Below are 20,386 nucleotides of genomic sequence, written 5' to 3'. Positions count from 1 at the left end.
CCGCTACGGCGCGCGAAGCTGCTGCCCAAGGCGACTTGATCGTCATTGCGGTACCGCTGAAACTGGAAAACGATATGCCCGCGACAGAGCTTGCCGGCAAAGTCGTAATCGACACCAATAACTACATGATCTGGCGCGACGGCCATTATCCGATGATCGATTCGGGCGAGAAGACGGCTCACGAGCTGCGTCAGGAGCAGCTTCCAAGCTCCAGGGTGGTGAAGGCTTTCACGCATATTCAGGCGGCTCGCATAACGCGCTGGAACCGCGCCAAGGGTTCACCGGAGCGTCTGGCCCTGGCGCTATCCAGTGATTTCCCGGAAGCTGTGGAATGGGTGGCGCAGCTATATGATCAGTTTGGTTTCGACGCCGTTGATCACAGCCCTCTGAGCGAGTCCTGGCGTAATGCGCCCGGCCAACCGGCATGGCGGCAAGAGCGGCAGACCCAGGCCGAACTGACAGCCAATCTCGCCAAGGCAGTCCCTGCGCTTACCACCAACGGAGGCTGACCTGCGCCTCAATGCCTTTTCGTGCTAGTCAGGGCTCGCCAGAGGCGCCAAGCGGCAGCCGAATCTGAACCTGCAAAAAGAGCGAATGCTCGCCCACGCTGGCAACGCCATGGTCGTTGTCTTGCTTGTATTCGCAGCGGGGGTGTTCGCGGGCATCTTCTCCGGCACAAAGATGGTCGATGCGATCGCACAGCCAGGGCAGCCTGCCAAGGAAGTCAACCACCGAGGCTCAAGACCCCCTCGGCAAATTTTTCTGGTGCCTCTTGAGGCACGTTGTGGCCAATGTTTTCCAGGATTTCACGGCGATACGGCCCGGTAAAATGACGGGCGAATGGGTCCTCCTCGGCAGGCGGATCAACCGCATCAGCGCCACCTTCCAGAACCAATGAAGGCACCGCGATCCTGGGTTGTGCGGCAAGCCGGGATTCTATGTTCCGATAGGCTGGATCTCCCTCGACCAATCCGAAACGATGACGGTACGAGTGTGTTACCACGTCGACAAAGTCGTCGTTTTCAAACGCTGCGGCGGTCGTTTCGAACTCCTCCTGGGTGAACCTCCAAGTGGGCGACCACATGCGCCATAACAAGTGGCAGAAATCCTTTCTGTTCGAGGTCAATCCAGCGCGACCACGGCTACCGTGAAGATAGTACTGATACCAGAGGAGGTGCTCAGCCTCGGGGGAAACAGGCTGGTGCGCTTCAGCGATATTCTGAATACTGTAGCCACCACAGCTGACCAAACCGCTTACCCGTTCCGGCCATAGCGCGGCGACGATGCAAGCCGCTCTTGCGCCCCAGTCATAACCCGCAAGTAAAGCTTTTTCGATTTTCAGTGCGTCGAGAAAAGCCAACAGGTCGGCTCCAATTGCCGCCTGCTCTCCAGAGCGCATTGTCTGCTCCTCCAGAAATCGGGTGGGGCCGTAGCCACGCAGGTAAGGCGTCAAGCATCGCTTTCCAGCAGAGGCCAGGAGCCTGGCGACATCATCGTAGGCATGCGCGTCATAGGGGAAACCGTGGAGCAACACCACGGGCGCCCCGTCTAACGGACCGATCTCCAGATAGGCGATTTCCAGAACACCGGCTTTAACAGTTTTCATCATTGCCTCCTGCATGGCACCTACGATCAAAAAATCGGACAAGGAAAAACAAGCCCATGCTCAATGAATCGATAACCTCGCCTTCCATCAGAAGAGAGAAGCGTCCCGCCCGGAATCGACGCCAGCGCACCGCCGATGGGCCCAGGAAAACCTTCAGGCATGGGCGCAATCGGCAATGGCGGCGCGGGCCGTATGGGAGGGCAATTCCGCGAACAGTTCCTGATACTCCGCGGCAAAATGGCTGAGGTGATAAAAACCCCATTGGGCGGCAGCGTCGCCGATCGACAGATGGGACGCCCGGGTAGACATCAGGGTCCGGCGTACCCCATTGAGCCTGACGGAACGCAGATAATTGAGTGGCGTGGTCTCGGCAACCGAGCGGAAGCTGTTCTGCACGGTACGCCGGCTCACCTGGAGGCGCTGGCAGAGGTCGTCCACGCTGGGCACGTTGTTCAATTGCGCGATCGCCAGGCGGTGGCATTTTTCGACGATATAACTGCGGGTCGAGCTTGGCGTGCGCTGCTGCTTGTCGCAGGCCGGATCGGTCATCAGTTGCAGCAACTCGCCGAGCATGGCCTGTTCCAGCGCCGGCTCGCGAGCTTGCGTCGGGTCGAGTTCTTCGCTTGAGAGGGCCAGGGAGAATGCCGCCAGCATGCGACGGCGGGCATCGGCATAACGTTGGGTGGGCAGCCTGATGACCGGTTGACGCAGCAATTGACCGATTTCCTTTGCCGAGGTGGTTTGTGCCAGCGCCTGTTCGAACCATTCGCGCTCGAAGGTAATGGCCAGCAGCTCCATGCCCATCGGCATATGGAACATGAACTCCTCGCCCCCGTGCAGGAAGAACAGGCTGCTGTCGTCGACCTCCCGCCCTTGCATCCGGATCGAACCCGGAACAGTGATGGGCACGGCGAAACACATCTTGCCCCGGGGCGCGACGCCGTGCTGCACGACACGCTGGTTGATCTTCTCGCGAAATACGTGGCAGCGCGCGGTGCTCAGCTGTATGAGCGAGCTTTCGGCCGAGCCGGCGGTCAGTTGGTTGTAATCCTGATTCCACTCCTGGACGGTAGCGGCGTGGACATGAATATCGCGGAAATGGCTGATGTCGCGGTGTTTCATGATGACGAAAGCCTCTGCCGATATTCTTGTTATTGGGATCGTCTTTGTGCGCAATATTCTCACGATAGGAGAATTCTGCAAATTTATTTGGCTGGCTGTCAGCACTCATGCCGGAACGCTTCGAGACGGCCAGTCAATGTGCCGATTCGGGCTACCGGCCGCGAACGGGGCACGGGGATGATCGGGACACTGAAAACCGACATCCTGAGAGACCGTCATGAGTGAAGCCAAGCTTGAATCCCTGCATTTTGCGGATGCCCCGCGGATCACCTCCGCTATTCCCGGCCCCAGGACCATCGAGGCCCTGGCGTTATCGGCGCGTACCGAGTCGATGGCACGCGGCGGAGGACGCATGCCCGTGGCCATGGAGCGAGCTTTTGGCGCAACCTTCAAGGACCCCGATGGCAACACCTATATCGACCTGTCCGCTGGCGTGGGCGTCAGCAGCGTAGGTCGCTGTCATCCAAAGGTCGTGCAAGCGATCCGTGAACAGTCCGAAGTGCTGATGCACGCCCTGGAGGTGAACAGTACCCGGCGCACCGAGTTGGCGGCGAAGATTGCCGAAATCGCCCCCGACGGCTTGCGCGGCGATTGCATCACGTTCTTCACGCAAAGCGGCAGCGACGCGCTGGAAGCCGCGGTCAAGTTCGCCAAGCGCATTACCGGGCGGCATCAGATCATCGCTTTCCATGGTGGCTACCACGGCGTCTGGAACGCCTCGGGCGCGCTGACCACCGGCACGGCGTACCGCAAGGGCTACGGTGCCCAGATGGGCGGAGTCATTCATGCGCCCTACCCTTACGCCTATCGTTTTCCCTTCGACACCTCGCACAAAAGCGCCGAGCAGATCGCTGGCGAATATGTGGATTACTTGCTGAACACCCCTTACACCGCCGCCGATGACGTGGCCGCGGTGATCGTCGAACCGGTCCAGGGCGAAGGCGGCTACGTGCCCCCGTCGCCAGAGTTCCTGCAATTGTTGCGCAAGGCCTGCGACCGCAGTGGCGCGTTGCTGATCGTCGATGAAGTGCAGTCCGGCGCGGGACGCACCGGCAAGATGTGGGCGGTCGAGCATTCAGGCGTGAAGCCCGACATGCTCACTTTCGGCAAGGGCATCGGCAGCGACCTGCCGATGGCGGGCCTGATCATGCGCTCGGACCTGGCGGCGGCGATTCCTGACGGCTCGGTGCCCAATACCTTTGCCGCCAACTCACTGTCGGCGGCAGTGGCGCTGACCAATATCAGCATTCTCCAGGATCCCGAGCTCGACCTGCTCAACCGCGCCCAAACGCTCGGGCTGGAAGCGCAGGAACACATCCGCGGTTTCGACAGCCCGTACATCGGCGAGGTACGCGGTCGCGGCCTGATGATCGGCATCGAGCTGGTCGAGGATCCGGTCACCAAAGCGCCGCTGGCGCCGGCCAGGATCGGCCAACTGATGGGCTACCTGCTGAACCACGGCGTGCTGATGATTCCCTGCGGTCGCTACAGCAACGTGATGCGGGTGATGCCTTCGCTGACGATCCCACGCTCGCTGTTCTTCAAGGCCCTGGACATTTTTCGCGACGCCCTGGCCACCCTCAAGGCATGACCGTCCACTTCAATTTATTACGGACTGCAAAATGACCCAGCACTTTAAGCACTTCATCGAAGGCGCGGCCTTCGAAGCCTCCGACGGCCGCCGCATCCCCCTCGTCGACCCAGTGACGGAACAGGCCTACGGCAGCTCCGCGCGTGGCACCGCCGAGGACGTCGACCGTGCGGTGAGCGCTGCACTCGGCCAACTTGAGCGTGGCGCCTGGAGCCGGCTTGACGGCGCCCAGCGCGCGCGACTGCTGTCGAAACTGGCTGACCTGGTCGAGCGCGACACCGAACTGCTCGCCGACCTCGACGCCAATGCAATCGGCCGCTCCCCTCTCGAACCGCGCCGGATGGACATCCCCAACGCCGTTGCGAACCTGCGCGCCGCGGCTGGCTGGGCCAATCAGCTGGAGGGCCGGACCATCCCCTCCGGCGGTTATTTCGGCGCCAGGACCCTGTCGTATACGGTGCGCGAACCGGTGGGCGTGGTCGGCGCCATCGTCCCTTGGAACTCGCCGTTGATGATCACCGTCTGGAAGCTCGCCGCGTTACTCGCGGCAGGCTGCACGGTGGTCATCAAGCCTGCGGAAGAAACCCCGCAATCGGCCCTGCACCTGGCGGCGCTGGCCCAGGAAGCGGGCTTCCCCGACGGGGTGATCAACGTGGTCACCGGTTACGGCGATGAAGTCGGCCGTGCCCTGTGCGAACACCCCCACGTTGCCAAGATCAGCTTCACCGGCAGCCCCGAAGCGGGTCGCGAAATCCAGCGCAGCGCCGGTGTGCTGTTCAAGCGCGTCGCCCTGGAGCTGGGCGGCAAGAGTCCGCAGATTGTCTTCGACGACGCCCCCTTCGACGATGCGCTGCGCGGCTGCTCGCTCGGCCTGTTCGTCAACCAGGGACAGATCTGCGCGGCCGGCTCGCGCATCCTGGTCCAGCGCGGCATCGCGGAGCGCTTCGCCGCGGCGCTTGCCGATGCCGCGCGAGCGGTCAAGGTCGGCGATCCTCGGCATCCCGACATACAGATGGGACCGGTGGCCAAGAAAGCCCAGTTCGAGCGCGTCAACCGGTACATCCAACTGGGCATCGAACAAGGCGCCACGCTGTTGGCTGGCGGCGTATCGACGCCCGAACGGGGCTGGTTTGTCCAACCGACCATCTTTGCCAATGCACGCAATGACATGGCAATCGCCCGGGACGAGATCTTCGGCCCGGTCGGCACCGTGATCACTTTCGACAGCGAAGACGAGGCTCTGGCGCTGGCCAACGATTCCGCCTACGGCCTCGCGGCGACGGTCTGGACCAACGACCTGGCAAAAGCGCATCGCGTGGCTGGCGCGGTGAAGGCCGGCGCCGTGGGCGTCAACTGCTGGAGTCCGCTGGACGCCAACCTGCCGTGGGGCGGGGTGAAAGCCAGCGGCATTGGCCGTGAAGGCGGATTTGCCGGCGCGTTGGCCTACACCGAAGAGAAAGTCATCACCGTATTGCTGCCCACCTGACAGCCATCCCTGCACTGACCGAGCGACCCTCGATGCGCTGATTAGCCGAGGGGCGCTCAGGTGCATTTTTGTTACCGATGGAGAGACCGCGATGAATCCGGCAAATCAAACAGCTGTTGATCGGTATCCGACGTCCCTGCGACTCCTGCATTGGGTGCGCGCCGTGCTCATCGCTGGCCTGCTCTGGGCAGGCTGGCACATGACCGGGCTGGATGACGAAGTGGCGAGCAAGTACGAGCTTTATTATCCGTGGCACAAATCGTTCGGGGTATTGGCATTTTTGCTGGCGCTGGTCCAGATCGTCTTGCGCGTGCGAACCCCCAGGCTGCCGCAGCCTCCGGAATCATTGGCGCGCTATGAGCGGGTTTCGTCAAGACTTGCCCACCGCACCTTGTACGCGCTGCTGGTGATCGTGCCGTTGATGGGCTATTCGATGTCGAGTACCTACACGATGAGCGACGGGGTGTTCTTCTTTGGCGTGAACCTTCCGGAGCTGCTTGGAAAAAACGACGATTGGTTCGTCGTCTTCCAATGGCTGCACAAGGTGCTCGCCTACACGCTGCTCGGCCTGATCCTGCTGCACGTTGCCGGCGCGCTGAAGCACCGGTTCCTCGACCGCGATCCCCGAAGCGACGTGCTGCGCCGCATGCTCTGACGGCCCTGCACGTCATTATCGGACACGGTGAGTCCTGGCTTATGCGTTCACATCAACGACCGTACGCCCGCGCACCTTGCCTTGCAGCACCTGAGCGGCGACCTCCGGAACCTGCGCCAGGCCGACGACCTGGGTGGTGCGGGCGAGCTTGTTCACATCGAGATCCCGGGCCAGTCGCGCCCATGCCTGCAGGCGGACGTCTTGGGGAGCGTTCACCGAGTCGATACCGGCGAGGGTTACGTTGCGCAGGATGAAGGGCAGCACCGAGCCGGGCAGATCCGCGCCCTGGGCCAGGCCGAAAGCGGCGACAACGCCACGATATCGAGTCTGTGCCAAGGCATTGACCAGGGTATGGCTGCCGACCGAGTCGATGACGCCGGCCCAGCGCTCCTTGGCAACCGGAGCGCCCGGTTCGGACAAGGTATGGCGATCGATGATCTCGCAGGCACCTAGATCGCGCAGATAATCGGCTTCTTCCTGACGGCCGGTCGAGGCAATCACCCGATAGCCCAGGCCCGACAACAGTGCGATTGCAACCGAGCCCGCGCCGCCGTTGGCTCCGGTCACCAGGATGTCGCCACGCTCAGGCGTCAGGCCGCCATGCTCCAGGGCCAACACACTGAGCATCGCGGTGTAGCCGGCGGTGCCGATGGCCATGGCCTGGCGGGTCGAAAAAACCTCCGGAACCTTCACCAGCCAGTCGCCGCTCACGCGCGCCTTCTGGGCAAAGCCGCCGTGGTGAGTCTGGCTCAGCCCCCAGCCGTTGAGCAGCACCCGATCGCCGGTCTGAAAAGCGGCATGACTTGAGCTTTCGACAACCCCGGCAAAATCGATGCCGGGAATCAGCGGAAATTGGCGGATCACTGGTGTGCGACCGCTAAGCGCCAAGGCGTCTTTGTAATTGACGGTGGAGTACTCGATCGCGACGGTGACGTCGCCGGCCATCAGGTCCTCATCCTTGAAGTCGACCAGGCGGGTGGAAATCACCTCAGCGGTTTTGGTGCAAAGCAGCGCTTTGAAGGTCATTGTCGGTTTCCTCTTCATTTTGAGCGGATCGGGGCCAACGCAGCGAATGCGGGACGCTGGCCCGACTGGCAATTCATGCGAGCTGCAGGGCCTTGCGGATCCCCGTGTCCAGCACGCCAGCCGGCGCGAAGCGACGCATGAACTGCAACTGCGCGGCTGTCTTGCCGGCGGTGTAACGCAGGCTCGGCCGCTCGGCGCGAGCAGCCTTGAGCACCACGTCAGCCACCACGTCGGGGCCCTCGGCGGTAGCCATCGCCTGGTTGACGACCTTCGTTACCTTAACCCGAATGTCCGCATACACGTCCAGCTTGGCGTCAGCCTGCAGGCTGTTGCTTTCGAATGCCGTGCGCGTATAGCCGGGCTCGATGACGACCACTCGGATGCCATGGGTACGCAACTCGTGATCCAGCGCTTGAGAATAGCCATCCACCGCATGTTTGCTGGCCACATAGAGCGCCACATAAGGTACGGATACGACACCAAGAATGGAGCCGATGTTGATGATTCGACCGCTGCCCTGACGTCGCATGTGGGGCACAACGGCGCGGGTCATGCGCACGACACCGAGGAAATTGGTATCGAAGACGGCCTTGGCCTGCTCGATCGAGCTTTCTTCCGCCGCGGCCGGGGCGAGTCCGAAACCGGCATTGTTGATCAGCAAATCGATCCGCCCTTCCCGCCGCAGCAGCTCGGCGACAGCGGTTTCGACGCTGGCGTCGTCGGTCACGTCCAGGGCCAGCATTGCATACGCCTGATGCTCAGCGCGGGTTCCGCGTCGACTGGTGCCGTAGACGTTGTAGCCGGCGGCCACGAGCTTGTTGGCAATGGCCTCACCGATGCCGGACGAAGCGCCAGTCACCAACGCTACGGGTTTAGTGGTGGTCATGAATTTTTCCTCGGCTACCTGGTTGGGCCGGCATCGATGCGTGTCGGGTGAATCTATGATGATGATCATAATCGTAGGCGTCAAGATTTTTGATTTGGATCGACATCCAAACGACTGGGCTGGTTTGTTTCTATCCGCGGATTCACCGTTACCGGCTGGATGATCTATACCTACAGCAACGCGCACCCGGACCACACGACAATCAAGAAAGCCCGGGGAAGACAACTGACCTGTCAGGGAAACGCCGCCCTGGGCGCGGAGGCCCGCGACATGCTCCCGGCGCCGGACAGGTAGAATGGCGCCCCCTTTTAACGCCTGAAGTATCGACCATGAGCCGGATCCAACGCGTACTGAATGGCCGTCCCAAAGCGTATGCCCGGCTCTGGCTGCTCCTGCTGGCGTTGGTTATCCCTCCAGCGCACGGTGAACCGCAAGTCATCGAGCTGCACATCCCGGACGCACCGCCGCTGACGTTCATCAACGACCCCAGGGGGTACGGCATCGTCGGCGACGTCGCGGTGCAGGCGATTACCCGGGCCGGGTACAGGCCAAAGATCCATCTGCTGCCCTGGGCCAGGGCACAGAAACATGTCAGCGAAGAACACGACTACCTGATAGCTCCCTTGTCGCGCATTCCCGTGCGCGAGGAGCGCTTCACCTGGATCGCTTCGATCATGCCCATGGAGCGCGCCTTCTTCAGCCTCGACCGGCAGGTCACCAGTTTCGCCCAGGCGAAAGACACCTACCGCAAGATCGGCGTCGGCCTGGGCAGTGCACAAGAGGACATCCTGCGTGCCGAAGGCTTCAGCGACGAGCAGATCTACCCGCTGGCCATCGGTGACAACCCTGCCCAGATGCTCTTGATGGGACGCATCGATGCCTGGTTCAACGGTGTCCCGGAGAGCCGCTACATCTGGCCGAAGGTGTCCAGGCGCAAACTGCTGATGAGCCCGGTGGGCAGCAGCGCCGACCTCTATCTGGCGTGTTCCAGGCGCTGCTCCGAAAAAATCGTCGAAGACCTGCGTGGGGCCGTGGAGGCGCTGCGCAAGGACGGCACGATCAAGCAGATACGTGAGGTCTATCTGCCTGACTAGGTAGCCGGCTGGCACCGATCCGCTGCACAGTTGCCGTATGCCATGGCTCGTCAATGGCTTATATCATTCCGAATGATAGTTACCTTTGCTTCATTCGATTCGTTCCTTTCAGCCTTGCCACGCATCATCCGCCCATCTCAATACACTTGGCGGATGCTATCCATGGAACATTCACTTTCTAAATTGCGCTTTCCCCTGGCACTGTTGGCAGTGCTGGTGATCAGCGCGTGCGGCAAGACCCCCGACACGGCAGCTTCGATGCCGGCGGCCAAAGTCAGTGTGGCCAAGGTACTGGAGCAACCCGTCAACGAATGGGACGAGTTCACCGGGCGCCTCGAAGCGCCGGAAACCGTCGAGATCCGCCCGCGCGTTTCCGGGCAGATCGATGAAGTCGCCTTCACCGAAGGCGCGCTGGTCAAGAAAGGCGACCTGCTGTTCCAGATCGACCCGCGCCCGTTCCAGGCTGAAGTGCGTCGTCTCGAAGCCCAGCTCGCCCAGGCTCGTGCCACCGCGACCCGCAGCGAGAACGAAGCCCAGCGTGGCGAACGCCTGCGCTTGAGCAATGCGATTTCCGCTGAACTGGCGGATTCGCGCACCACCGCGGCCCAGGAAGCCCGCGCCGCCGTGGCCGGCATCCAGGCGCAACTGGACCTGGCCAAGCTGAACCTGAGCTTCACCCGGGTTACTTCGCCCATCAACGGCCGTGTCAGCCGGGCGGAAATCACCGCCGGCAACCTGGTGACCGCCGACGTCACGCCGCTGACCAGCGTGGTCTCTACCGACAAGGTCTACGCCTACTTCGACGCCGACGAGCGCGTCTTCCTCAAGTACACCCAACTCGCCCGCCAGGGCCAGCGCGGCCAGGCCACGCCGGTCTACATGGGCCTGTCCAACGAGGAAGGCAACCCGCACCTGGGCCAGATGAACTTCGTCGACAACCAGGTCAATCCGCAGACCGGCACCATCCGTGGCCGCGCGGTGTTCGACAACAAGGACGGCGCCTACACCCCTGGCCTGTACGCCCGACTGAAACTGGTGGGCAGCGGCACCTACTCCGCCGTGCTGATCAACGACGAAGCCGTCGGCACCGACCTGGGCAAGAAATTCGTGCTGGTGATGGACGCCGACAACAAGCCGGCGTACCGCGCCGTCGAGCTGGGGCCGAAGATCGAAGGCCTGCGCATCGTGCGCAACGGCCTGAGCAAGGACGACACCATTATCGTCAAGGGGCTGCAACGGGCCCGTCCGGGTTCGCCGGTCACGCCTGAAACCGTGCCGATGGCCAGCGAGCAAACCCTCGCCGCCCTGGCACAACAACGTAAAGCGCTCGAAGCCAGCAACCTGCCCCAGGTCGCGCCCAACAAGGCAGCGTCCGGCTCGGCAGGCAAACTGGCCTCTGCGTCCCCACGCGGTTAAGGGACTGAACTCAAGATGAAATTTTCCCAGTTCTTCATTTCGCGGCCGATCTTCGCAGCGGTGCTTTCGCTGCTGATCCTGATCGCCGGTGCGATCTCGCTGTTCCAGTTACCGATCAGCGAATATCCCGAAGTCGTGCCGCCGACCGTGGTCGTGCGCGCCAACTTCCCCGGTGCCAACCCCAAGGTCATCGGCGAAACCGTCGCCGCGCCTCTGGAGCAAGCCATCACCGGTGTCGAGAACATGCTCTACATGTCCTCGCAGTCCACCGCCGACGGCAAGATCACTCTGACCATCACCTTCGCCCTGGGCACTGACCTGGACAACGCCCAGGTGCAGGTACAGAACCGCGTCACTCGCACCGAGCCCAAGTTGCCCGAGGAAGTGACCCGGATCGGCATCACGGTGGACAAGGCCTCGCCCGACCTGACGATGGTCGTGCACTTGACCTCGCCGGACAAACGCTACGACATGCTTTACCTGTCCAACTACGCCTTGCTCAACATCAAGGATGAGCTGGCGCGCCTCGGCGGCGTCGGTGATGTGCAGTTGTTCGGCATGGGCGATTATTCCCTGCGGGTCTGGCTCGACCCGAACAAGACCGCGTCGCGCAACCTGACCGCCACCGACGTGGTCACGGCGATCCGTGAACAGAACCGCCAGGTTGCCGCCGGTGCCCTGGGCGCGCCTCCCGCGCCGAATGCCCAGGCATTCCAACTCTCGGTCAACACCCAGGGGCGCCTGGTCAGCGAGGAGGAGTTCGAGAACATCATCATCCGCTCCGGCGCCAATGGTGAAATCACTCGCCTGAAAGACATCGCCCGGGTGGAGCTGGGTTCCAGCCAATACGCCCTGCGCTCGTTGCTCGACAACCAGCCGGCGGTGGCGATCCCGATCTTCCAGCGCCCTGGTTCCAACGCCATCCAGATTTCCAACGATGTGCGCGAGAAAATGGAGGAGCTGAAGAAAGGCTTCCCGGCCGGCATGGACTACAGCATCGTCTATGACCCGACGATCTTCGTGCGCGGCTCCATCGAAGCGGTGGTGCATACCCTGTTCGAAGCGCTGATCCTCGTGGTGCTGGTGGTGATCCTGTTCCTGCAGACCTGGCGCGCCTCGATCATCCCGCTGGTGGCGGTGCCAGTGTCGCTGATCGGTACCTTCGCGGTCATGCACCTGTTCGGCTTCTCACTCAACGCGCTGTCGCTGTTCGGGCTGGTACTGGCCATCGGGATCGTCGTCGACGATGCCATCGTGGTGGTGGAGAACGTCGAGCGGAACATCGGCCTCGGGCTTACGCCGGTGGAAGCCACCAAGCGTGCCATGGGTGAAGTGACCGGGCCGATCATCGCAACGGCTCTCGTACTGTGTGCGGTGTTCGTTCCCGCCGCCTTCATCAGCGGCTTGACCGGGCAGTTCTATAAACAGTTTGCCTTGACCATTGCCATCTCGACGGTGATCTCGGCGTTCAACTCGCTGACCCTGTCGCCAGCCCTGGCCGCGGTATTGCTCAAGAGCCATGACGCGCCGAAGGACCGTTTCTCGCGGTTCCTCGACAAGATTTTCGGCGGCTGGCTGTTCCGACCGTTCAACCGCTTCTTCGACCGTGCCAGCCACAGCTATGTGGGCGCCGTTGGCCGTGTGATCCGCAGCAGCGGCATTGCCCTGATCCTTTACGCAGGCCTGATGGTCCTGACCTTCTTCGGTTTCTCCAGCACGCCGACCGGTTTCGTACCCGGCCAGGACAAGCAATACCTGGTGGCCTTCGCGCAACTGCCGGACGCCGCGAGCCTGGACCGCACCGAAGATGTAATCAAGCGCATGTCCGAGATGGCCCTCAAGCAGCCGGGCGTCGAAAGCGCGGTGGCCTTCCCCGGCCTGTCGATCAACGGTTTCACCAACAGCCCGAACGCCGGCATCGTCTTCGTGACCCTCAAGCCTTTTGATGAGCGCAAGGACCCGAGCATGTCGGCCGGTGCCATCGCCGGTGCGTTGAACGGCCAGTATTCGGAGATCCAGGAAGCCTACATGGCGATCTTCCCGCCGCCGCCGGTACAGGGCCTGGGCACGATCGGTGGTTTCCGCCTGCAAATCGAAGACCGGGGCAACCTGGGCTACGACGAGCTGTACAAAGAAACCATGAACATCATCACCAAGAGCCACAACGTGCCGGAACTGGCCGGGTTGTTCACCAGCTACACGGTGAACGTGCCTCAGGTCGATGCCGCCATCGACCGTGAAAAAGCCAAGACCCACGGCGTAGCAGTCAGCGACATCTTCGACACCCTGCAGATCTACCTGGGTTCGCTGTATGCCAACGACTTCAACCGCTTCGGCCGTACCTACCAGGTCAATGTCCAGGCCGAGCAGCAGTTCCGCCTCGAGTCGGACCAGATCGGCCAGCTCAAGGTGCGCAACAACCGTGGCGAGATGATCCCGCTGGCGACCTTCATCAAGGTCAGCGACACCTCGGGGCCGGACCGCGTGATGCACTACAACGGCTTCATCACCGCTGAAATCAACGGTGCCGCCGCCCCGGGCTACAGCTCCGGCCAGGCTGAAAAAGCCATCGAGAAACTGCTCAAGGACGAATTGCCCAACGGCATGACGTACGAGTGGACCGACCTGACCTACCAGCAGATTCTTTCGGGCAACACCGCGCTGTTCGTGTTCCCGCTCTGCGTACTGCTGGCGTTCCTGGTGCTCGCGGCCCAATACGAAAGCTGGAGCCTGCCGTTGGCGGTGATCCTGATCGTACCGATGACGCTGCTGTCGGCGATTACCGGGGTGATCCTTTCCGGTGGCGACAACAACATCTTCACCCAGATCGGTTTGATCGTACTGGTGGGACTGGCCTGTAAGAACGCGATTCTGATCGTCGAGTTCGCCAAGGATAAACAGCTCGAAGGCATGACTCCGCTGGCTGCGGTACTGGAAGCCTGCCGTCTGCGTCTGCGGCCGATCCTGATGACCTCCTTCGCCTTCATCATGGGCGTGGTGCCCCTGGTGTTCTCCAGCGGCGCCGGTGCGGAAATGCGCCACGCCATGGGTGTCGCGGTGTTCTCGGGCATGCTGGGGGTGACCTTCTTCGGCCTGCTGCTGACCCCGGTGTTCTACGTATTGATCCGTAACTTCGTCGAGCGCAGCGAGGCCCGCAAAGCGGCCCGGGCCTTGAAACTGGAGGCGCAACAATGAGCTTGAAAGCGTTCCTGCCGAGCTTGCTGGTCCTGGCATTGACTGCCTGCGCCGTGGGCCCGGATTACCAGGCACCGAAAACGGAGGCGGCCAACATCACCGCCGCCACTGACGGCGCCGCCGGCCAGAAGAACTTCGACCGCACGCGATTCGAAGGTATCTGGTGGCAGCAGTTCGACGATCCGACCTTAAATGCGTTGGTGACTCGCTCACTGGAAGGCAACCGCGAGTTGCGCGTGGCCTTCGCCCGCCTGCGCGCCGCCCGGGCGATTCGCGACGATGCCAGCAATGACGCCATGCCGACCATCACCAGCCGCGCCAGCAGCGAACTGGGCAAAGGCCAGAACCCGATGGGGCAGACCGACGACCGGGTCAACTCCGAGCGTTACGACCTGGGTCTGGACATGGCCTGGGAACTGGACCTGTTCGGCCGCATCCAGCGCAACCTGGAAGCGACCGATGCCGACCAGCAGGCCGCCGAGGCCGATCTCTATCAGTTGCAGGTGAGCATGATCGCCGAACTGGTGGACGCCTACGGCCAGCTGCGCGGCGCCCAGCTGCGGGAAAAAATCGCCCTGGCCAACCTGCAGAACCAGCAGGAATCGCGCAAGATCACCGAAAGCCTGCGTGATGCCGGCGTCGGCGATCAGCTCGATGTGGTGCGTGCCGATGCGCGCCTGGCCGCGGTGGAAGCCAGCGTGCCGCAACTGCAAGCCGAACAGGCGCGCCAACGCAACCGCATCGCGACATTGCTCGGCGAGCGTCCGGACAAGCTGAGCGTGGACCTGAGCCCCAAACAATTGCCGGCGATTGCCAAGGCCCTGCCGATTGGCGACCCCGGACAACTGCTGCAACGCCGTCCGGATGTGCTGAGTGCCGAGCGTCAACTGGCGGCCGCCACGGCGCGCATCGGCGTAGCCAAGGCCGACCTGTTCCCAAGGGTCAGCCTGAGCGGCTTCCTCGGCTTCACCGCCGGGCGCGGCTCGCAGATCGGTTCCTCGGCGGCCAATGCCTGGGCACTGGGTCCGAGCATTACCTGGGCCGCGTTCGACCTGGGCAGTGTGCGGGCGCGCTTGCGCGGTGCCAGCGCCGAAGCTGACGGCGCCCTGGCGAACTATGAACAGCAGGTGCTGCTGGCCCTGGAAGAATCGGAAAACGCCTTCAGCGATTACGGCAAACGCCAACAGCGGCTGATCTCGCTGATCCGCCAGAGCGAATCGAGTCGCGCGGCCGCTGACCTGGCCGAGATTCGTTATCGCGAAGGCACCGAGGATTTCCTCGTGCTGCTCGACGCCCAGCGTGAACGCCTCGCCGCCGAAGATAGCCAGGCCCAGGCCGAAGTGGACCTGTATCGCGGCATCGTCGCGATCTACAAGGCCCTGGGCGGCGGCTGGCAACCGGAAACCGTCGCCAGCAACTGAGCCCTCCCAACCGAGCTCCTTTGGTTGGCCGCAACCAACCAATCCCTTTGCCCCGCGTCTCATTCGGTCGCGGGGCTTTTTTTTTATCGACCAGCGCTTTTGGAATAGCCTGTTGTGGGAGTGAGCCTGCTCGCGATTAGGCCTGCCCAGACACCCCGTACCGCGGGAGCTTGCTCCCGCTCGGCTGCGCAGCAGTCGCAAAACCGGCTGACGCGGTCTGCCTGACGACAACCAGGGCCGGCCTTGTCGGCCAGCGGGAGCAAGCCCCCCCGCCACAGGGTTGTCTGCTATATCGGGTCCATGGCGATGAAATGTCATTGCCTGCCTCACCGCGATCGCGAACAAGCTCGCTCCCTCAAGTCCCCCACCGCTATTCAAGTTTGACTCAAGCCCGGACCTGACCGAAGCTTGCGACATTTCACGCTTCTGGTTACGGATTACCTGAATGTCCTCGTCTCGCCGCTATCTGCTCCTCAGCCTCGCCGTCGTCCTGGCCATCGGTCTCGTCGCGATATGGCTACGCAGCACCACGCCGCAAATCCCCGAAGCAATCAAGCGTGGCTACAGCGAGGCCCTGGACAATGCGCGCAACGGCCAGCCCGGCGCGGCGCGGATGCTTTACCAGCAACTCGGGCGCCCCGACCTTTCGCCCAAGCGCCGCGTACGCTTGCACGCCGAGCTGCCCAACTACCCGAGCCCCCAGGCCCTGAAACTGGCGCAAGCGGACTTGCACAGCGAATCGCCGCAGGTGCGCCGCGCGGCCATCGACAGCATCGTCGGGCTGGTGCCGAACGCCCAGCGCAGCCTGTTGCTCGGCCCGCTCCTGGAGGATAACGAGCCGGACGTCCGATTCGCCGCCGTGAATGCCCTGCTGGGCCTGTCGCCAGATGAACTGGGCCTGTATTTCGGGGCGATGCAGATCGCCGCCGACACCTGGAAGCAGGTACTCAACGACGCTCCGCCCACCACCGAGTCGCTCTATCAGCTCGCCCGGCTGTACCTGCATAACGCTAATCTGAAAAAAGCCCAGCAGGCGCTGGAACAGGCCCTGCGCCTGCAGCCGGACAACCTGCCGGCGCTGGTCATGCAGGTCGATGTGCTGGACCGGCAAGGCCAGGCCGAAGCCGCACGACAGCTGCTCGCCCGGCAGTTGCAAACCCAGCCGGCATCGGCTTATCTGCAACATGCGCTAGGCATGTGGCTGCTCCAGCATGGGCAGACCGAATACGCCGTGCTTGGCCTGGCCAAGGCGGTGGAGCTTGAGCCTGAGAACCGGCATTACCGCTATGACCTGGCGACCACTTTGCACGCCGAGCAGGAGGTGGAAGCCGCGCAGAAACAGCTACAGGAAATCGTCCAGCGTTACCCCGCCGATCGCAAGGCGCGAGTATTGCTGATCAACTACTGGAAGGAGACCGGTCAGTTGCAGCATGTCCAGGTTTTATTGGCCCAACTGGAACAACTGAACCCCGACGACCCCGCGATACAACAAGGCCTGTAGGCCCATTCGCACGGGTGAAAAGTTGTGCAGCAGTGCGCGTTTTGTCAAAGGAAGCGGAACCGCCATCACTGCAAAAGGTCAAGTGTTCAGGCAGTTCATTTTCAGGCGATACCCCGCCTGCTGCCCACTTCCCTAGTCATGAGAGGGTTATTTTTGATTACATCTAACGAGTCGATCAGCGCAAAAGCCGCCACCGGTATCGAAGGGCTGGACGATGTCCTTTCCGGTGGTTTGTCCCGGGGTCACGTGTTTCTCCTGGAGGGAGAACCGGGTACCGGTAAAACCACGGTCGCGTTGCATTTCCTGATGGCCGGCGCCCAGGCCGGCGAACGCTCGTTGTACATCACGCTATCGGAAACCGAGCGTGAATTGCGTCAGGGCGCAGCCTCCCATGGGTGGACGCTGGATGAAAGCATCCATATTTTCGAGCTGACCCCGCCCGAGAGCCTGCTCAATGCCGATCAGCAGCAGAGCCTGCTGTATTCCTCGGACCTGGAGCTGGGGGAAGCGACCCGACAGATTTTCGAAGTGGTGGAGCGCATCAAGCCGACCCGGGTCGTGTTGGACAGCCTTTCGGAGATCCGTCTGCTGGCGCAGAGCTCTCTGCGCTATCGTCGGCAGATCCTCGCGATCAAACACTACTTCGTACGTTATGACGCCACCGTCCTGCTCCTCGATGACCTCACCACTGAGTCTCTGGACAAGACCGTGCACAGCGTGGCCCACGGCGTCATCCGCCTCGAGGAACTGACCCCCAACTACGGTGCCGAACGGCGCCGGCTGCGGGTGGTCAAGTATCGCGGACAGAAATACCGTGGCGGTTACCACGACTTCACCATCATGAGCGACGGCTTGCACGTCTTCCCTCGCCTGGTGGCCGCCGAGCATCGCGGCCAATACCTGCGTCAGCAGCTGTCCAGCGGCATCGCCGAAATGGACGCGCTGTTGGGCGGTGGCATCGAGACCGGCTCCAGCACGCTGATCCTCGGCCCGGCGGGTACCGGCAAATCGCTGATCTCGTTGATCTTTGCCGCAGCTGCCGTGCTGCGCGGCGAAAAAGCTGCGCTGTTCATCTTCGACGAAGAACTGGGCCTGCTGTTCGAGCGCATGAAAAACATCGGCATCGATCTGCACGAATTGCAAAAAACCGGCAACCTGCTGATTGAGCAGGTCGATGCCGCGGAGCTGTCTCCGGGTGAGTTTTCCCATCGCGTGCGCCGTTGCGTCAGTGACGGCAATATCAAAACCGTGGTGATCGACAGTATCAACGGCTACCAGGCCGCCATGCCGGAAGAAAATGCCCTGGTTCTGCACATGCATGAGCTGTTGCTCTACCTCAATCGCAAAGGCGCGGCGACCTTCATGACCGTCGCGCAACACGGGCTGGTGGGCGACATGCAGGCGCCGGTGGACATTACCTACCTCGCCGACACCGTCATCCTGCTGCGTTACTTCGAAGCGCTGGGCAAGGTTCGCCGGGCGGTTTCCATTATCAAGAAACGCACCGGCGCCCATGAGTCGACTATCCGTGAATATCGCATCAGCACGCAGGGCATGACCATTGGCCAACCGCTGGAAGCATTCCAGGGCGTGTTGCGCGGCGTACCGACCTATATGGGCGCGGATAACCCGCTGCTCGGGGATGAGACTCCGTGACGTCGGCCGAGCCACTGTCCGAGCGGGCGCTGATTCTCGCGCCGCTCGGACGGGACAGCCAGATTGCCCTGATGATTCTCAAGGAAGCCGGTTTCAACGGCCTCGTTTGCAGTCACCTGGGCCATTTGTGTGAGGAATTGGGGCAAGGCGCAGGCCTCTTGGTGATTTCATCGGAGGCCCTGGTCGGGCCGGATCTGGAAACCCTGTTCCAGCACATCGAGCAGCAGCCGGCCTGGTCCGATTTGCCCATTGTCCTGCTGACCCATCACGGCGGCCCGGAGCAGAACCCGGTGGCACGCATCGGCGTGCAACTGGGTAACGTGACGTTCCTGGAGCGCCCGTTCCATCCGGTGACGCTGGTCAGCCTGGTGACCACGGCGCTACGCGGACGCCGCAGGCAATACGAAGCACGGGACCGGCTGATCGACCTGAGCAACAGCGAGCTGCGCCTGCAAACAACCCTCGAAACCCTGGAGCAACAGGTCGAGGAGCGCACCGCCCAGCTGCGTCACAATGAAGAAGCCCTGCGCCAGTCACAGAAGATGGAAGCGGTCGGCCAGTTGACCGGCGGCATCGCCCATGACTTCAACAACATGCTCACCGGCATCATTGGTAGCCTCGAATTGCTGCGTCGACGCCTGGCCCGTGGCCGCACCGAAGACCTCGACAGCCTGATCGATCTGGGGGTGACCTCGGCCAATCGGGCGGCGGGCCTGACCCATCGCCTGTTGGCCTTCTCCCGTCGGCAATCGCTGGACTCCAAGGCTGTGCAGATGAACACGCTGGTGCTGTCCATGGGCGAGTTGCTGCAACGCAGCCTTAACGAGAGCATCCGCCTGGAGATGCAACTGGACGAGCAGCTCTGGATCGCCGAAGCCGACCCCAATCAACTGGAAAGCGCCCTGCTCAACCTGGTACTCAACGCCCGCGATGCGATGCCTGGTGGCGGCAAACTGCTGGTGCAAACGTTCAATCGATACCTGGACACCGGCTTCACCGACGCCTACACCAACCTTGAGCCCGGGGACTACGTGGTGTTGAGCGTGCAGGATACCGGTTGCGGCATGCCGGAAGCGGTAATGAACCGTGCGTTCGATCCGTTCTTCACGACCAAGCCTATCGGCCAGGGCACCGGCCTGGGCCTTTCAATGATCTATGGCTTCAGCAAGCAGTCCCGTGGCCACGTGACCATCGACAGCGAGGTCGACAAAGGCACCACCGTGAACCTTTATCTACCGCGCTTTGTTGGCGAGGAGATACACGAACCGGTCGTCGTCACCCAGCAGGCGCCTTATGCGCAGGACGGCGAAACCGTGCTGATCGTCGAAGATGATGCGGCGGTGCGGGTGCTGGTCAGCGCAGTGCTGAGCGAGTTGGGCTACGCCTTCGTCGAGGCCGGCGACGCAAACGCGGCGATGCCGATCCTGCAATCGAACCAGCGCATCGACCTGTTGATCAGCGATGTGGGCCTGCCTGGCATGAATGGACGGCAACTGGCCGAAATCGGCCGGCAGATCCGCCCTGATCTCAAGGTGCTATTCATCACCGGCTACGCCGAACACGCGGCGGTGCGCGGTGGTTTCCTCGACCCGGGCATGCAGATGATCACCAAGCCGTTCACGTTTGATCTGTTGACGGCGAAGGTGCGGGAGATGATCAAGATCTGATTGCCTGGGCGGCGCAGCGGTCGTTATGTGCATATCCGTTGCTGCGGTACCGGTGGCCTAGGGT

At 62.3% G+C, this 20,386-nt stretch carries 15 protein-coding genes and 1 pseudogene; 12 read left to right on the top strand and 4 right to left on the bottom strand.

The window, feature by feature from the left end; translation table 11 throughout:
- Nucleotides 1–509, top strand: a 509-nt coding sequence (locus ACE04F_RS04470; protein ID WP_486105157.1) for an NADPH-dependent F420 reductase, incomplete at its 5' end; no start/stop codon positions are given.
- 58 nt (nt 510–567) lie between these two features.
- Nucleotides 568–702: pseudogene (locus ACE04F_RS04465) on the top strand (damage-inducible protein CinA); the annotation flags it as partial.
- A gap of 22 nt (nt 703–724) precedes the next feature.
- Here the strand turns inward: ACE04F_RS04465 and ACE04F_RS04460 are convergent.
- Complete coding sequence (locus tag ACE04F_RS04460) at nt 725–1,609, bottom strand: alpha/beta fold hydrolase (protein ID WP_486105223.1); 885 nt, start codon at nt 1,607–1,609, stop codon at nt 725–727.
- 150 nt (nt 1,610–1,759) lie between these two features.
- Nucleotides 1,760–2,728, bottom strand: a complete 969-nt coding sequence (locus tag ACE04F_RS04455) for a helix-turn-helix domain-containing protein (RefSeq protein WP_486105155.1) — start codon at nt 2,726–2,728, stop codon at nt 1,760–1,762.
- Nucleotides 2,729–2,945: 217 nt separating this feature from the next.
- On the opposite strand from ACE04F_RS04455, the gene ACE04F_RS04450 reads away from it, so the two are divergent.
- From ACE04F_RS04450 to ACE04F_RS04440, 3 genes are all read left to right on the top strand, one after another.
- Nucleotides 2,946–4,319, top strand: coding sequence for an aspartate aminotransferase family protein (locus tag ACE04F_RS04450; RefSeq protein ID WP_486105153.1), 1,374 nt, complete (start codon nt 2,946–2,948; stop codon nt 4,317–4,319).
- A 31-nt stretch (nt 4,320–4,350) separates the two neighbouring features.
- A complete protein-coding gene (locus ACE04F_RS04445) occupies nt 4,351–5,805 on the top strand; it encodes an aldehyde dehydrogenase family protein (RefSeq protein ID WP_486105151.1) in 1,455 nt (484 codons plus the stop codon).
- Nucleotides 5,806–5,896: 91 nt separating this feature from the next.
- Entirely contained in the window at nt 5,897–6,460 is a 564-nt protein-coding gene (locus ACE04F_RS04440; RefSeq protein ID WP_486105150.1) for a cytochrome b, read from the top strand.
- A 39-nt stretch (nt 6,461–6,499) separates the two neighbouring features.
- On the opposite strand, the gene acuI is transcribed toward ACE04F_RS04440, so the two are convergent.
- Both acuI and ACE04F_RS04430 read right to left on the bottom strand, forming a co-directional pair.
- Complete coding sequence (acuI, locus tag ACE04F_RS04435) at nt 6,500–7,486, bottom strand: acrylyl-CoA reductase (NADPH) (protein WP_486105148.1); 987 nt, start codon at nt 7,484–7,486, stop codon at nt 6,500–6,502.
- A 73-nt stretch (nt 7,487–7,559) separates the two neighbouring features.
- A complete protein-coding gene (locus ACE04F_RS04430) occupies nt 7,560–8,372 on the bottom strand; it encodes an oxidoreductase (protein WP_486105146.1) in 813 nt (270 codons plus the stop codon).
- Nucleotides 8,373–8,701: 329 nt separating this feature from the next.
- Between ACE04F_RS04430 and ACE04F_RS04425 the strand changes: the two genes are divergently transcribed.
- The 7 genes from ACE04F_RS04425 (at nt 8,702) to ACE04F_RS04395 (ending at nt 20,322) form a co-directional block, all read left to right on the top strand.
- Complete coding sequence (locus tag ACE04F_RS04425) at nt 8,702–9,466, top strand: substrate-binding periplasmic protein (protein ID WP_486105144.1); 765 nt, start codon at nt 8,702–8,704, stop codon at nt 9,464–9,466.
- Between the two features lie 162 nt (nt 9,467–9,628).
- Nucleotides 9,629–10,882 (top strand): multidrug efflux RND transporter periplasmic adaptor subunit MexE, encoded by a 1,254-nt coding sequence (mexE, locus tag ACE04F_RS04420; protein WP_305500743.1) that lies wholly within the window; start codon nt 9,629–9,631, stop codon nt 10,880–10,882.
- A 15-nt stretch (nt 10,883–10,897) separates the two neighbouring features.
- The gene (locus ACE04F_RS04415; RefSeq protein WP_305500741.1) at nt 10,898–14,077 is read left to right on the top strand and encodes an efflux RND transporter permease subunit; all 3,180 of its coding nucleotides are present in this window, start codon (nt 10,898–10,900) and stop codon (nt 14,075–14,077) included.
- Nucleotides 14,074–15,498, top strand: coding sequence for an efflux transporter outer membrane subunit (locus ACE04F_RS04410; RefSeq protein WP_486105142.1), 1,425 nt, complete (start codon nt 14,074–14,076; stop codon nt 15,496–15,498). Before ACE04F_RS04415 ends, ACE04F_RS04410 begins: the two co-directional genes overlap by 4 nt.
- Before the next feature lie 445 nt (nt 15,499–15,943).
- A complete protein-coding gene (locus ACE04F_RS04405) occupies nt 15,944–16,999 on the top strand; it encodes a tetratricopeptide repeat protein (protein ID WP_486105140.1) in 1,056 nt (351 codons plus the stop codon).
- A gap of 153 nt (nt 17,000–17,152) precedes the next feature.
- The gene (locus ACE04F_RS04400) at nt 17,153–18,655 is read left to right on the top strand and encodes an ATPase domain-containing protein (RefSeq protein WP_486105138.1); all 1,503 of its coding nucleotides are present in this window, start codon (nt 17,153–17,155) and stop codon (nt 18,653–18,655) included.
- Nucleotides 18,652–20,322, top strand: a complete 1,671-nt coding sequence (locus ACE04F_RS04395; RefSeq protein WP_486105136.1) for a response regulator — start codon at nt 18,652–18,654, stop codon at nt 20,320–20,322. The genes ACE04F_RS04400 and ACE04F_RS04395 overlap by 4 nt, the downstream gene beginning before the upstream one ends.
- The last annotated feature ends 64 nt before the right edge of the window (nt 20,323–20,386 follow it).

The sequence above is a fragment of the Pseudomonas sp. AGC41 genome, assembly GCF_057334555.1.
This window is presented reverse-complemented; position numbering and strand designations above follow the sequence as displayed.

What these genes read in the sequence shown, in the direction of transcription:
- ACE04F_RS04410 (WP_486105142.1), top strand. Translation starts at nt 14,074, where the DNA reads ATGAGCTTGAAAGCGTTCCTGCCGAGCTTGCTGGTCCTGGCATTGACT.
- acuI (WP_486105148.1), bottom strand. Translation starts at nt 7,486, where the DNA reads ATGACCTTCAAAGCGCTGCTTTGCACCAAAACCGCTGAGGTGATTTCC.
- ACE04F_RS04440 (WP_486105150.1), top strand. Translation starts at nt 5,897, where the DNA reads ATGAATCCGGCAAATCAAACAGCTGTTGATCGGTATCCGACGTCCCTG.
- ACE04F_RS04455 (WP_486105155.1), bottom strand. Translation starts at nt 2,728, where the DNA reads ATGAAACACCGCGACATCAGCCATTTCCGCGATATTCATGTCCACGCC.
- ACE04F_RS04430 (WP_486105146.1), bottom strand. Translation starts at nt 8,372, where the DNA reads ATGACCACCACTAAACCCGTAGCGTTGGTGACTGGCGCTTCGTCCGGC.
- mexE (WP_305500743.1), top strand. Translation starts at nt 9,629, where the DNA reads ATGGAACATTCACTTTCTAAATTGCGCTTTCCCCTGGCACTGTTGGCA.
- ACE04F_RS04445 (WP_486105151.1), top strand. Translation starts at nt 4,351, where the DNA reads ATGACCCAGCACTTTAAGCACTTCATCGAAGGCGCGGCCTTCGAAGCC.
- ACE04F_RS04425 (WP_486105144.1), top strand. Translation starts at nt 8,702, where the DNA reads ATGAGCCGGATCCAACGCGTACTGAATGGCCGTCCCAAAGCGTATGCC.
- ACE04F_RS04460 (WP_486105223.1), bottom strand. Translation starts at nt 1,609, where the DNA reads ATGATGAAAACTGTTAAAGCCGGTGTTCTGGAAATCGCCTATCTGGAG.
- ACE04F_RS04415 (WP_305500741.1), top strand. Translation starts at nt 10,898, where the DNA reads ATGAAATTTTCCCAGTTCTTCATTTCGCGGCCGATCTTCGCAGCGGTG.
- ACE04F_RS04450 (WP_486105153.1), top strand. Translation starts at nt 2,946, where the DNA reads ATGAGTGAAGCCAAGCTTGAATCCCTGCATTTTGCGGATGCCCCGCGG.
- ACE04F_RS04405 (WP_486105140.1), top strand. Translation starts at nt 15,944, where the DNA reads ATGTCCTCGTCTCGCCGCTATCTGCTCCTCAGCCTCGCCGTCGTCCTG.